The organism is Rhodopirellula sp. UBA1907 (assembly GCF_002337565.1).
Taxonomy (GTDB): domain Bacteria; phylum Planctomycetota; class Planctomycetia; order Pirellulales; family Pirellulaceae; genus Rhodopirellula; species Rhodopirellula europaea.
Genome location: NZ_DDGH01000023.1, coordinates 49,833 through 63,099, shown reverse-complemented (window position 1 = coordinate 63,099; position 13,267 = coordinate 49,833). Strand labels below are relative to the sequence as shown.

The following is a 13,267-nucleotide window of genomic DNA, read 5'->3' as shown; positions in this document are numbered from 1 at the left end:
GGCGTCGAACCCAACACGTCACCAGGAATGGACGTCAAAGCGATGGTCGCCGCGTCGGCGGAAACCGGTTTGACGATCGACGGAACCGTCGGTGGCTATCACTGGGGAACAACACACACGAGTCCCGATGCAGCAACTCGCAAGAAAGCTCAACAGTTACTCGAAGAGTCGCTTCAGCAGACCGCCGATTTGGGCGCCAACACATTCCTAATCGTTCCGGGGCATGGCAAAGACGGCACGGCCGAAGAAGTCCGCCAACGAGCTTTCGAAGCTCTTGATCGCGCCGTTCCGCTCGCCGAAAAGCTCGGCGTCAAAATCTTGATCGAGAATGTTTGGAACCACTTCCTCTACGACCACGGTGGAGACGAAAAGCAATCGGCTCAACCACTGGCAGATTTCGTTGACTCGTTCAACACATCTTGGATCGGCGTCCAATTCGATCTCGGCAACCACTGGAAGTACGGCGATGTGGCCGAGTGGGTGAAGACTTTGGGACATCGCATCGGCAAGCTGGACATCAAAGGCTTCTCGCGTGAAAAGGGTCGCTTCACCGACGTTACCGAAGGCGATATCGATTGGGCGAGCGTCCGAAAGGCACTCGCTGAGATCAAGTTTGAAGGCTGGGTCGCGGCGGAAGTCGGCGGTGGCGACGCGGAACGACTGAAGAAGATTCACGGCCAAATTGAAACCGCCTTGCATTGCTCAAAATCGCTTTCACAAATCAAGGCGGAGACCGCGTGACGGCGTCGCAACCACTGGACCAAACCAACCAAGACTCTGAGTCAGCCTCCGCCGGTTCATCCGCCGCGGAGACAGAACACGTCAGCGTGATGCCGAATGAGATCGTGCAGTGGGTTCGAGAAATCAACCCGACCACGATCATCGATGGCACCTACGGTGGCGGTGGGCACACACGTTTGTTGGCCGAGGTTTTGGCCGACGCGGGCTCCACTTCCGACACGCCGCGTGTGATCGCGATTGATCGTGATCCCGCCGTCGTCCGTCGTGACGAGCAAAAGTCTTGGATTAAAAACGATCCGCGAATCGAGCTATTTCTTGGCAGCTACGAAAGCTCGCCCAAGGCGCTTGACGCACTGGATCTGACGCACGCAGATGCGTTGGTATTGGACCTGGGTCTGTCCAGTGATCAGCTCGCCGATCGGAATCGTGGCTTCACATTCACGATTGATGAAGCGGAGCTGGACCTTCGGTTCGATCCGGAAAACGGAGTGCCAGCGTACCGGTGGCTGCAACAACACAGCGAAAAAGAAATCGCCGACGCGATCTATCAATTTGGCGAAGAACGATTCAGCCGCCGCATCGCCAAACAGATCTTCTTGCGAGCCCGCGAACGCAATCCGGTGACCAAGGTTGGTGAGTTGGTGGAGATCTGTCGTCGCTGTGTGCCTCGTTCACGCAATCACGACATTCATCCCGCAACGCGAACGTTTCAGGCATTGCGGATCGCGGTCAACGACGAGCTCGGTGGACTGACACGGACCTTGCAATCCGCTCCCGAGTGGATCGCACCCGGTGGCCGAGTCGCGGTGATCAGCTTTCACTCTTTGGAAGATCGCATTGTCAAAAATGCTTTCCGAGAAGATCACCGATGGGAAATCCTGACAAAGAAACCGCTGCGACCAACTGACGAAGAAGTCCAAGCAAACCCACGCAGCCGCAGCGCCAAACTCCGAGTCGCCAAACGAGTCGAGTGAATTCCGCAACCGTGACACGTCAACCTGCAGCACGTTGGTCTCCAACGTGAATCCACCCATCTCATTAGCGGACCACCGAGCGACAATTCGCGATGCCTTAATCGCCCCGAGAAATCAGCCAACCTTCCGGCGGCGGTGGCAGATCGAATGCGTTGTGATAGTCCCGCTGACGCATCTCGATCCAAAACAACGTCTCTTCTGCGAGCGACTTGTTCATGGGCGAGAACGCCGACCAGCGAACCGCTTCGGTCACTCGCTCCTTTGCCACAGTGAAGTCTTGCCGTGCCGCCGCGGCGATCGACGCGTTGATGAGTGCTGCTGCACTGCGTGGATGCGATTCCAAAACCTGCTGCCAACGCTGTTCCGCAGCCGGCCAATTGCCTGATCGAGCCAACTCGTTGCCACGTCGAATCGCTCGACTGCCCAGCGACAACCTTGGCGAAGCCAGAGTCACTTGTTGTCGATCGACACTGGCGGTGAGCAGCCGCTTTGTTTCCAGCACCACCGCGCGGCGTGTTCGTTCGGCCACATCGGGAATGTTCAATAGATGCGGGTACCGTTGCGCAATCAGTGCCTCGTCGACTGAAACCGGCATCCCGGCCGATTCCGCGTCGGGCTGCAATCCAGTCAATCGCCATGACAAGCTGACTTTGTCGTCGCGATCCTCGTGTCCGGTTGCCTGCAAAATTTCGCCGTGCAACAGATAACGCAATCCTTCGCGTCGAGCGGCTGCACTGACCGCCACATCGTTGGGTTCTTCTTCGAAACCCGAAACGAGCCGAATATTCGATGGGCTTTCCAGTTGCTCCGCCGCGATCAGCCGCCAACGCGAGGGTTGGTCCGCTAACAGAGCCTCCTCGATTGGTTCGGTCCATTCATTAGGCCCAGAGATGCCCATGAAAGCGACTCCAGCCGGTTCGGCAGTCAATTGGGGCGGTTGCCAAACGTGGACCGGAGCGGTGGTTTTACAACCCGCCAGCAAGATCCAGCACGCGCACACCCCTAACCAAGCACCTCGGGACACCCAAGGTGAGGGCCAGCATCGCTCGATGGGAATCGCCGAGCCTAGCATGCAGTGAAAAAGCTTCCTTTCGAACAAAACCGATCCCCGCAGAAAGAGACCTGAAGCGGACGGTAGCCAAACAGAACGTCTCGCGGCAAGTTATCTTGTGTGAACTAGACTTAGAATCTGTCCGTGAAACTCGTTCTCGCCCCGCGTTGATTTTTTGTATGGCTTCGTTGTTCGTCATTCGAGGACGTGACCAAGGAAAACACTTCCAGCTCGCACCGACGGTCACGCGACTGGGACGTGAATCCAGCAACAATGTGCAGTTGCTCGACAACGAGGCTTCGCGAAGCCACGCCGAAATTCGCGGTGACGGCACTGGGCGTCGTTACGAACTGGTCGACCTAGGCAGCAGCAACGGCACGCTGGTCAACAATCGCAAGATCACACGTCACGTTTTGACCAGTGGCGATCGCGTGGAGATCGGTTCGACGCTGCTGATTTTTACCGGTACCGGCAACGTGTCTGCTCTCGATGCCGCTCACGGCGTCGACATCGTTCGCCAAGTCCGCGGGGGCGATGCCAGCAACATCGTTTCTTCGCTGTCTCGCGAAGGCGTCGTCTCGCCATACACACCGGGTGGCTCTTCATCCAACGGCCCATCAACCGATAAACCCACGACCTCGCCGACGACTCTGCCGCCACCAATCCCGCCACCCATCGAGAATCAACCAGCGCCGTCTCGTGACCAGAAGGTCGATTCCTCGACATCGGATTCGGATAGACATGGTCAATTCCACGGGCCGCCGGTCATCGGTCGACTCGATGCCGACCGCTCGCTGGAAGTCATGTATTTGACCGCGATCGCGGTGGGACGGACTGACGACTTGGACGAGGTCTTGGATCGCGTTCTCAAGTTGGTCTTTGACTGGGTCGAGGCTGATCGCGGATGCATCATGCTTCGCGACCCGGAATCCAAACGGCTGACCCCGGCCGCTCGCTGCGATCGGGAATCGGCGACCGATGCAACGAAACAAAAACCTTCGTCCAAAACGCAAGACCGTATCCAAATCAGCCATACGATTTTGGATTACGTGCTGCAACACAAACAGGGCGTTCGCACAAACGACGCACTTGATGACGAACGGTTTGATTCCGCCGCGTCGATTGTTCAAGGCGGAGTTCGCGAAGCCCTCTGCGTTCCATTGCAAGGTCGATACGAAATCGTGGGCATGTTGTATGTCGACACTTACACCACGCCTGGAGAACTGGTTCGGAAAGGTGGCGCGACACGATTCCATGACGAACACCTTCGATTGATCACCGCTGTTGGACACCAAGCCGCACTCGCTATTGAAGACACGTTCTACTACTCGGCTCTGTTGCAGGGCGAACGTTTGGCTGCGATGGGCCAAACGATCGCCACGCTTTCACACCACATCAAAAACATCCTGCAAGGCGTCCGAGGCGGAAGCTATCTGATCGAATCGGGACTGCAAAAAGATGACACCGATGCAATCCGTCGAGGGTGGTCCATTGTTGATCGCAACCAAGAACGAATCAGCAACCTTGTGCTTGACATGCTGACGTTCTCAAAAGAACGCGAACCGGAACTACAAGATGGCAACCTCAACGAAGTTGTCAGCGACGTGGTCGAACTCATGCAGAGCAGGGCAGGGCAGAGCGAAATTGAACTCGCCTCTGACCTAGATTCGACGTTGCCGATCGCCACCTTTGATAGCGAAGCGATTCACCGAGCCGTGCTGAACTTGGTCACCAACGCGATCGATGCCGCCACCAAGACGGTTTTGGTGAAAACGTTTTACGATGCGGCCCAGGGCTGGATCGTCGACGTGGAAGACGACGGCGAAGGCGTTCCCGAAGAAGACCGCGAACAGATCTTCTCGTTGTTTGAGTCCAAGAAAGGCGCTCGCGGAACGGGCCTCGGATTGCCCGTCAGTGCAAAAGTACTGCGTGAGCATGGGGGCACGTTGACCGTCGATGACGCGGCAAGTGGCGGAGCTCGTTTCCGAATGATCTTACCGGCCACCGGAACTGAAATTAGCGAGCTATCACGCAGCGAGACGCAAGCTTAAGGCTCTCGTGGAGATGCCTTCTCTCATCTTTTGCAAATCGAAATTCCCGACTCACGCGAGGATTCACTTGAGCGGGAAGTCACTTGAACTGCAACGAGTCAAAGAACTCCGACGGCTTGTCGAGTTCACTTTCGTTGGACCGCGGCTCGCGTTTGCCGCCAACTAAATCTTGGATCTCGGAGTACGGCGAATACATCACGACCACGAGGTTCCGATTGTGAACAAAGATTTCGCAGTCCGAGCCTTCGATACCGCCCACGCCTGATTGCATGGTCCCCGCCATTCCGTCCACTCCGGACCGGGTAACGGGACGAGAATTCGAAAGACGAATTCTCATGTCTCGCAACAATTCTGCAATCGGAATGCTTGGATCGATTGCCGCCGGCAAATCAGCCACCACCAACGAGTACTGAGAACCGGTTTCTTTCCTGCGGCCGGTGAGCTCGTGAACCGTCGTGCCGGGGAACTGTTGCGACTTGTCTCTCCGGTCTTCGCCAGCCGGCATGTTGACGGTGTAGCCTTTGTAACTCACGGTCGTCCAACCGCTGTGAGGCGATCCCAGGTACCCAACGGCAAAGATCCCGCCGGCACACAGAACGATGCTCAACACACCGAGTCCAACCAAGGTCCCGATGATCTTGAGAGCAGCGTTTGAACCGCCTCCCTTTGATTTCTTGGAAGGCTTCGGCGGCTCATAAACCGTGACCGGTCCCGAGGGTCGAAAGACCGAAGCCGGTGGCGTTACCTGAGACGCGCCATAGCCAGGCAAGCTGTCGAACAGGTTTTCCGGAGGCACGTTGATCGGGACAGTGGAACCGGCCGGGGCTCGAACAGCGAGCATCAACTCACACTTCGGGCACTTCACTTTTCCCGCTCCCATCGTCGCAGGAATCTGCAACGTTGTTTTGCAGCGAGGACACACAATCCGACGTCCGGTCATCGATACTCCCGCGGTTCATCACCCGGCAATGAGCAAGAAAAAGTGTCACATGCCTCTTATGCAAAGCACGCAGCAGGCCGTTCCGGCAAAAGGCACCTGACACTTTCTCCCAACCGTTCTTCGACAGTGATGCGACAGTTGGATTGGCCCGGACGCCAGTTTACCCCAGCGCGGCGGCGAGTGCGTCTCGAACGACTGGTAGAACTCGACCTTGGACATCATCCAAGGTGCCTTCCAAAAACGCTCCCGCGGCGGCTTTGTGCCCACCGCCGCCAAATTGGCGAGCAACCTCGTTGCAATCCAAGCCGCAACGACTTCGGAAGCTCAATTTGAAACCACCCCGCACTTGTCCGACGAAGATCACGGCGGCCTGGGTGCCGCGAATGGCCAGCGTCAAATTAATTGCGTCTTCGGTGTCATTCGGTTGAGCGCCGCACAACTCGAAATCCTCTTTGTTGACGGATGTATAAACCAACGCTCCATCCATCTCGGTGATCGTTCGAGAAAGGATCAATCCGCGAAGTTTCAATCGGCCGAGCGTGTCACGCTCATACAGATCGCCGTAAACCTCACTGGGAACAACCCCCGCATCGATCAACCGAGCAATCGTTCGATACGTGTCCGAAGTAACACTTGGGAACCGGAACCATCCTGTATCAGTCGCAATGGCAGCAAACAAAGGCGTCGCCATCGTTCGCGTCAGTGGAACATTCAGCGCATCGGCGGCTTGAACGACCAAATGACCTGTCGCTTCGGACTGATAATCCTTGTACATCCGCGCGCCCAATTCATCTTCACCAACATGGTGATCGAGCACCATCTTGTCGGCTCGCGACGCACGGATGACGTCGCCCATGTCACCAAGCTGAGCCCAGGCGCTGGTGTCGAGAATCATGATGCAGTCCGCTTTCACGTCTTCGGCCTCAACCGAATCGCCCAGCACTTCGATGTTGCCAGCGGGATCCAAAAACGACAAAGCCTGAGGAGTCCTGTGAGCATTGATGATACGAACATCCTTGCCAATCGCTCGCAGGACTTCCGCCATTCCTAGTTCGCTGCCCAGTGCATCGCAATCGGGACGAATGTGGCTGACCAAAACGAACGATTGGTAATGTTGAATTTGATCAACAAATGCTTTCCAGTTAACTCCCACGAGCGGGTCTTTCTTTCAAGAACGAGATTGAAGAGATGAAACCGTTTCACGAACGGTTTGTAAATCGATTTGCAGTTGTTGTTTAAAGGCGGACGCATCGGCGAACTTAATCACGCCCCGAACTTGACTCACCAAAGTCAGCGACAACGACTTTCCATAAAGATCGCCATCATAGTCGAGCAGGTGGGCTTCGATCTTTGTCTCTTGGCGTTCGTTGAACGTTGGGTTCGGGCCAATGTGAACTGCCGTGGGATGATTGGTCGGACCTTCGCATCCTTCCCCACATGCCAGCGCCGCATATACACCGTGCTCGGGAAGCAACGTCTTCACACCGCCCAAATTCGCGGTTGGAAATCCCAACGTGCGGCCGCGCTGTTCACCGGTCGTCACCACTCCGGTCAAACGATAACGGCTGCCGAGCATTTGGTTCGCCAAAACGATATCGCCTGATGCGATCGCTTCCCGGATGCGTGAACTGCTGACCATGCGTTCGTCGCGAACCGATGGAACCACAATCTCGACGTCAATCTGACGCTCCGCAGCCAACTCTTTCAAACGCGTTGTGTTGCCGGCTCGATCGCGGCCAAAGAAGAAATTTGGGCCTTCGATGATGGCCTTGGCTGACAACTGTTCCACGATCAAACGCTGAAAGAACTCTTCGGCGGTTTGATTCAAAAAATCGCGAGTGGCCTCGCAAACAAGCAAATGATCGATCCCGGAACTGGACATCAGCTCCGCACGACGAGCCAGGCTGGTCAAACTAGGAGGCGCCCCGTGCGGCCGCAGCACCGATGCCGGGTGCGGGTCCATCACGATCGCGATTGCTTTGCCGCCAACCCGCTGAGCGTGCCACCGGACACGTTCGAGCAAAGCACGGTGTCCCAAATGAACACCGTCAAAGTTGCCGATACTGACCGCGCCACCCTGAAGCGATCGATGCAGGTCGGAGTCGCCCGCAAGGTCGCTCAAGTGGATCAGGGAAGTCATTCAAACGGAGCAGGGCAGGGGAGAGACAAAAGGAAACGGGCTGATTTTGCTCAGTATGCCTGATTCACCTCGATTTCGTCAGATCCCATAGTGATGGGCAATCTTTGAATCAGTGGCTTCCGTTCGCGGGCTGAGTCATCTCATCCGCGACCGAGGCCAACGCCTCCAATGCGTGCAGCGAAGTCATGCCCGCATGACTGAATCGGGCTGCCGCCTCATCACCACAGCGACCATGAATCCATACCCCCAACCTCGCCGCATCGGGACCGCTCAAGCCTTGCCCGAGCAACGACGTCACGATGCCGGTCAGCACGTCACCACAGCCCGCCGTGGCCATTCCTGGATTGCCCGTCGTGTTCTGCCAAACCTGTTTGGCTCCGTTCCCACTTTGATACGCGACGTGTGACGGTCCACCTTTCACAACGATGGTCAAACCCAACCGACACGCTAACTCGGCAGCGGCTTCCACTTGAGCGTCGACATCTTTCGCGGGTGCTCCGGTCAAACGCTGCAACTCACCAGGGTGAGGCGTCAACACGCAAGCGGCATCGTCTTCGCCCCTTTCGAACCGACCGTCCGAAAACCAATTGTTTTGAGCGATGATGTTCAACGCGTCCGCATCCAGAACCAATGGCAAATCCTTTTTCGTGAGCAGCCCCTCCACGATCGTTGCACCACCTGATCCCGTGGTCATTCCAGGTCCACAACCAATGGCTGCTTGAGCTGATAGTCGGTCCTCCAACGACTGCCACGCGAAATCGACGAGCTTCTCGCCGTCATCTCCCAGCCCAATTGTCATCAGCGCCGGATGGAAACCGGCGACACAATCCAAAATGCAATCGGGAACCGCTGCCGCCACCAAGCCTGATCCAGTGTGCAACGCCGCGATCGATGACAATGCGATCGATCCCGCCATACCACGAGAGCCACCGATAAACAGAACGCGACCAAAATTGCCTTTGTGAGCCGACGATTCGCGATGCGGAATCCGCAGCGGCGGCGGGCTGGTAGACTGTGTCTCAATGGATGGCATTTCAAGCTCGCAGGTTGATTGATTGTCGCACTGGCAGTGAGCGGGAGGTCGGTTTCCCGACCGTTCCTCACGTCGCGATCAACGTATCAATTAGAACGGTTGAAATGCAAACGGCGTGCAAACGTTGCACCGCTGAAATGGATTCTGATTCTTGAGTCGCATGACTTCCCCGAGCCATGCTTCTCAACGTTTAATTCGTCGCAATCTCCGTTTGTTATGCAGCCCACACCGCTCCGTCGAATTCTGCTCGGCTTGGGCGTGTTTTCGCTGATTTGTGCGATCGCAATTATCGCCTACATCCAAATGGGATGGTCCGTCAGCGACGCGATTTACATGGTCGTGATCACGATCTTTGGTGTCGGCTATGGCGAAGTCAAACCGGTCGACACGCCCGCTCTACGAACACTGACGATTGCGATCATCGTCTTGGGTTACGGAGCCGCGATTTACACCGTCGGTGGATTCATTCAGTTTTTAGTCGATGGCGAACTACAAAGCCTTTTAAGGAATCGAAAAATGAGCCAAGGCATTGCCAGTCTTCGCGCACACACGATCATCTGTGGATTTGGACGCATGGGAGTCCGCGTGGCCGAAGAACTTCAGGAACTTGGCCAACCGTTTGTGGTGATCGATGAAAACACGGCCCGGGTCGAGGAGGCTCAACAAGCGGGAATGCTGGCCATGGTCGGCAACGCCACGGACGAAGACATCCTGATGGCGGCCGGAATCGACCACGCTCGCGGATTGGCAACGTTGCTGCCCGACGATGCCGCCAACGCTTTCATCTGTGTCACGGCGAGAGATCTGGCCGAAAAAGTCGAAATCGTTTCGCGAGCCGAAAACCATTCCGCTCAAAAGAAGCTGATCCGCTGCGGCGCCAACTACGTCGTGATGGCAGCAACCATTGGCGCGATGCGGGTCACTCAGTTGCTTGTTCGCCCCACCGCGTCCGCCGTTTTGGAATCCCATGGACTGTCGCATGGGATCAGCGAAGAGCTTTCCGCGATTGGATTGAACCTGGAAGAACTGCGGCTGACCCGAAGCTCACCACTGGTTGGCAAACCGCTCGCCGAAATCCAAGTTCGCGGCAATCGTGGTTTTCTCATCGTCGGTGTGAAGCGTGGTGAGGATCCAATCCAGATGAATCCCAGCGGCAATTTGATCCTGGAAGCCAACGACATCGTGATTGTGGTCGGTCACCAAAACGACATCGCCGAATTGTGCTTGGCCCATAAAGTCCAACGCGAAGAGATTCTTTATCGGGGCGTCAAAGGCTGATCGCGAACCGCCATCAGGCTTCTTCTGACGAGGCCGCCTCTGTTTTCGCGTTGGCGATTCCGCTGGCGATCAAACCAGCGAAGTAGCCGCCTTTGAATCCCGCATCGATATTGACCACCGCAACATTCGCGGCACACGATGTCAGCATGCCCATCAATGGGGTCAGGCCGGCAAAGTTGGCTCCATATCCGGTGCTGGCGGGAACGGCGATCACAGGTGTGGCCACGTGTCCGGCCAACGCCGCCGGCAGAGCGCCTTCCATTCCTGCGACCACCACAATGGCGGCGGCCGCTCGCAATCGAGGAACCGCGGCCAACAAACGTTGAGGCCCGGCGACTCCGATGTCGTCGATGCGTTCGCAAGCGACCCCCATCCAGGCCAAGGTCTCAGCCGCTTCTTCCGCCACGTGAGCATCGGTGCTGCCCGCAGTGACGACGGCAACATGAGTGGAGTGGCCTTCGATACCGATTGGGTCCAAATTTTCATCCCCGCAGCCAATTCTCAGCGTGCGGGCGGAGGGGTTGTACCGAGTGTTTTCGAAAACTCGCCGCAACTGAGCCGCCGCGGTCGCATCGATTCGCGTGATCAAACACCCTTGGCCGACAGCGACCTGAGTTTGCACGATCTGGGTCATCAGATCGGTCGATTTCCCCTCACCGTAGATCACTTCGCCAAATCCACAGCGGGTAAGACGCCCCAAATCGACCGTTGCACCGGGAATCGTTTGCATGTCCGCACCCGCCCCGATCGAGCTGGCCTGGATGGATTCCGCCGCGGCTTCCACGTCGGTTTGCCCCGAAGCGAGGTCCTGCAGAATCTGCAGCAGGGCAGGGGAGGGGGGTTGATTGGAGGGTTGGTTCATAGCGTTCTGCTTGACTTTCCGGCCAGGATCCTTCTGACCGTCCTTGCGTGTTTCGCACCGGACAACTTAAATGCGAGGCCTTCAAACATAGCCGATTCCCCCGCATTTGGATGCAGATCTGAGATGAAAAGTTGTGTGCTGGCCTATTCCGGTGGTCTCGATACGTCCGTCATTCTGGGCTGGCTCCAGGACCAAGGCTACGAAGTTCACTGCGTCTACGTGGACCTTGGGCAGCCTTGTGAGGATCGCGATGCCATCATGGAGAAGGCTCGTACCTGCGGGGCCAAGTCCTCTCGTTTGGTGGACGTTCGTGAAGAACTCTGCCGCGATTTTGCTTTCCCGGTGTTGGCGTGGCAAGCCAAGTACGAACAAATCTATCTGCTGGGAACCTCGATTGCTCGCCCGTTGATCAGCAAGGTTTGCTTGGAAGTCGCTCGCGAAGTCGGTGCAACCGCCTACGCTCACGGAGCAACCGGCAAGGGCAACGACCAATGCCGTTTCCAATTGGCTGCCGAAGCTCTTGATCCCAACATCGAAATGATCGCTCCTTGGCGAATCAAATCTTTCCGCGACGCCTTCCCAGGCCGAACGGAATTGATCGAGTACTGCGACGTGAAGCGAATTCCAGTCAAAGCCTCGACTGCGAAGCCATACAGCAGCGATGAAAACGTCCTGCACATTTCCTACGAAGCAGGCAAGCTCGAAGAACTCGACGTCAACGGCGTGGAGCTGGTCGAATTCGGAATGGGCGTGTCACCACAAGACGCTCCCGACAAACCAGAAGAAGTCACGATCGGCTTTGAGTCCGGTGTGCCAAAGACGTTGAACGGAAAAGCCGTTAACGCTTTGGAAATGGTCGAACAACTCAACGACATCGCTGGACGCAACGGTGTCGGTCGCATCGACATGGTGGAAAATCGTTTCGTCGGCATGAAGAGCCGTGGTGTCTACGAGTCGCCCGGCATGACCGTGTTGTACGACGCGTTGATGTACATCGAGCAACTCACCATGGACCGCGACCTGATGCACCTTCGCGACCGCATGGCTCCTGAAGTGGCTGAATTGGTTTACTACGGTTTCTGGTACACGCCCAAGATGGACGCACTGATGTCGTTCATCGAAACGGCTCAACGTCCCGTCACCGGCGAAGTCACGTTGCAACTCTACAAGGGCAACATCATGGTGTCTTCGCGAACCAGCCCGAACAGCTTGTACGACGAAGAAATCGCGACCATGGAAGGCGGCGGTTCGTACAACCAAGACGACGCCGAAGGCTTCCTGCGAATCCAAGGCCTGCCTTCGCGAGTCCAAGGCCGCGTGTCACCACGCAAGTTCTGATTCGCATCGACGATTCACAAGGCAACAACTCGAGTCGTTGCCAATTCAACATCACGGCGAGGTTCAAACCTCGCCGTTTTTTTATGGACGCACGTCAGCTCTCAAACGCTCGTCTCAAGGTTGAGTGGACGCCCATTCATCCAGCACATCGTCCGATAGCGGCTCACCTCCCGACGGAGTGATCAACGCTTGGACGGTCAACGGTGGCGTTGTATCCGGCAAAAAGTACCCGCTGCCTTCCACCGTCGCGACACAGACGCCACCATCGGTTGCTCCCCCGAGCCCCTTGCCCGAAGGCGGGTTGATGAGGCCGCCGATCGACCCAACATCCAAGTCATAGGGCTCCATCCACGATTCGGTCATGCTGTTCATCTGGCCCTCGGCCAGCAGGATCGTCTTCGTCGCCCCATCGGTCACCTGCCGAGGCCCCAACGGTCCGGTACTGGGGAACAACGTCCCGGCACCAGTCACCAAGTGATAGACCGTGCCCGTGCCCCAACTGTTGCTCTCCGGATGCCGATAGACCGACGGTGTTTGGCTGTAGAGAAGCATTTGGTTTTCGCCCTCATTCCAAGGAACATCCTTGTCGATCTGGTTGTACAAACCGTCCTCACCCAGATACGGCAGAATGGTCACCCGCCACGAGTGCAGCTTCCGCCCTGCGGCATCCACCGTGTACGGGGCAGGGTAGACGCCATGATCGGCCGCGTACGCATTGAGTGCCGTCGCGATCGTCTCCAGGTTTTTGATGCTGCTTAAACGCTGGCGGCCCGTGCGTATTTTCTTGGCCGTCCGGCTGCCAACCTGGATCGCCGCGATCAAACCGGCTCCGACCAGCAGCAACGCCAATCCGGCCGCG

General features: G+C 56.8%; 13 protein-coding genes. 6 read left to right on the top strand and 7 right to left on the bottom strand.

What is annotated here, in order from left to right; genetic code table 11:
* Together B2R17_RS05345 and rsmH are read left to right on the top strand one after the other, a co-directional pair.
* On the top strand, nucleotides 1-741 hold a 741-nt coding region (locus tag B2R17_RS05345; RefSeq protein WP_286763152.1), incomplete at its 5' end, for a sugar phosphate isomerase/epimerase family protein.
* Entirely contained in the window at nucleotides 738-1,715 is a 978-nt protein-coding gene (gene rsmH / locus B2R17_RS05340; RefSeq protein ID WP_286763151.1) for a 16S rRNA (cytosine(1402)-N(4))-methyltransferase RsmH, read from the top strand. The genes B2R17_RS05345 and rsmH, both read left to right, overlap by 4 nt.
* A gap of 97 nt (nucleotides 1,716-1,812) precedes the next feature.
* On the opposite strand, the gene B2R17_RS05335 is transcribed toward rsmH, so the two are convergent.
* Complete coding sequence (locus tag B2R17_RS05335; RefSeq protein WP_286763150.1) at nucleotides 1,813-2,613, bottom strand: hypothetical protein; 801 nt, start codon at nucleotides 2,611-2,613, stop codon at nucleotides 1,813-1,815.
* Here B2R17_RS05335 and B2R17_RS05330 point away from each other — a divergent pair.
* Together B2R17_RS05330 and B2R17_RS05325 are read left to right on the top strand one after the other, a co-directional pair.
* Nucleotides 2,612-2,794: a hypothetical protein gene (locus B2R17_RS05330; RefSeq protein WP_286763149.1), complete on the top strand. Its 183-nt coding sequence runs from the start codon at nucleotides 2,612-2,614 to the stop codon at nucleotides 2,792-2,794. The genes B2R17_RS05335 and B2R17_RS05330 overlap by 2 nt on opposite strands.
* A gap of 151 nt (nucleotides 2,795-2,945) precedes the next feature.
* The gene (locus B2R17_RS05325) at nucleotides 2,946-4,817 is read left to right on the top strand and encodes an ATP-binding protein (RefSeq protein ID WP_286763148.1); all 1,872 of its coding nucleotides are present in this window, start codon (nucleotides 2,946-2,948) and stop codon (nucleotides 4,815-4,817) included.
* A gap of 79 nt (nucleotides 4,818-4,896) precedes the next feature.
* Here the strand turns inward: B2R17_RS05325 and B2R17_RS05320 are convergent, their stop codons facing one another.
* The 4 genes from B2R17_RS05320 to B2R17_RS05305 form a co-directional block, all read right to left on the bottom strand.
* Nucleotides 4,897-5,658: a hypothetical protein gene (locus B2R17_RS05320; RefSeq protein ID WP_286763147.1), complete on the bottom strand. Its 762-nt coding sequence runs from the start codon at nucleotides 5,656-5,658 to the stop codon at nucleotides 4,897-4,899.
* Nucleotides 5,659-5,917: 259 nt separating this feature from the next.
* Nucleotides 5,918-6,910, bottom strand: a complete 993-nt coding sequence (locus B2R17_RS05315; protein WP_008658590.1) for a DHH family phosphoesterase — start codon at nucleotides 6,908-6,910, stop codon at nucleotides 5,918-5,920.
* Nucleotides 6,911-6,925: 15 nt separating this feature from the next.
* Entirely contained in the window at nucleotides 6,926-7,897 is a 972-nt protein-coding gene (locus B2R17_RS05310; protein ID WP_286763146.1) for a bifunctional riboflavin kinase/FAD synthetase, read from the bottom strand.
* Nucleotides 7,898-8,006: 109 nt separating this feature from the next.
* Nucleotides 8,007-8,930, bottom strand: a complete 924-nt coding sequence (locus B2R17_RS05305; RefSeq protein ID WP_286763145.1) for an NAD(P)H-hydrate dehydratase — start codon at nucleotides 8,928-8,930, stop codon at nucleotides 8,007-8,009.
* 99 nt (nucleotides 8,931-9,029) lie between these two features.
* On the opposite strand from B2R17_RS05305, the gene B2R17_RS05300 reads away from it, so the two are divergent.
* Complete coding sequence (locus B2R17_RS05300; RefSeq protein ID WP_286763144.1) at nucleotides 9,030-10,208, top strand: potassium channel family protein; 1,179 nt, start codon at nucleotides 9,030-9,032, stop codon at nucleotides 10,206-10,208.
* A 13-nt stretch (nucleotides 10,209-10,221) separates the two neighbouring features.
* Here the strand turns inward: B2R17_RS05300 and larB are convergent, their stop codons facing one another.
* Nucleotides 10,222-11,070 (bottom strand): nickel pincer cofactor biosynthesis protein LarB, encoded by an 849-nt coding sequence (larB, locus tag B2R17_RS05295; RefSeq protein WP_286763143.1) that lies wholly within the window; start codon nucleotides 11,068-11,070, stop codon nucleotides 10,222-10,224.
* 123 nt (nucleotides 11,071-11,193) lie between these two features.
* Between larB and B2R17_RS05290 the strand changes: the two genes are divergently transcribed.
* Complete coding sequence (locus tag B2R17_RS05290; RefSeq protein ID WP_008658600.1) at nucleotides 11,194-12,408, top strand: argininosuccinate synthase; 1,215 nt, start codon at nucleotides 11,194-11,196, stop codon at nucleotides 12,406-12,408.
* A 114-nt stretch (nucleotides 12,409-12,522) separates the two neighbouring features.
* Here B2R17_RS05290 and B2R17_RS05285 read toward each other — a convergent pair.
* The coding region (locus tag B2R17_RS05285) for a DUF1559 domain-containing protein (RefSeq protein ID WP_286763142.1) at nucleotides 12,523-13,267 on the bottom strand (745 nt) is incomplete at its 5' end.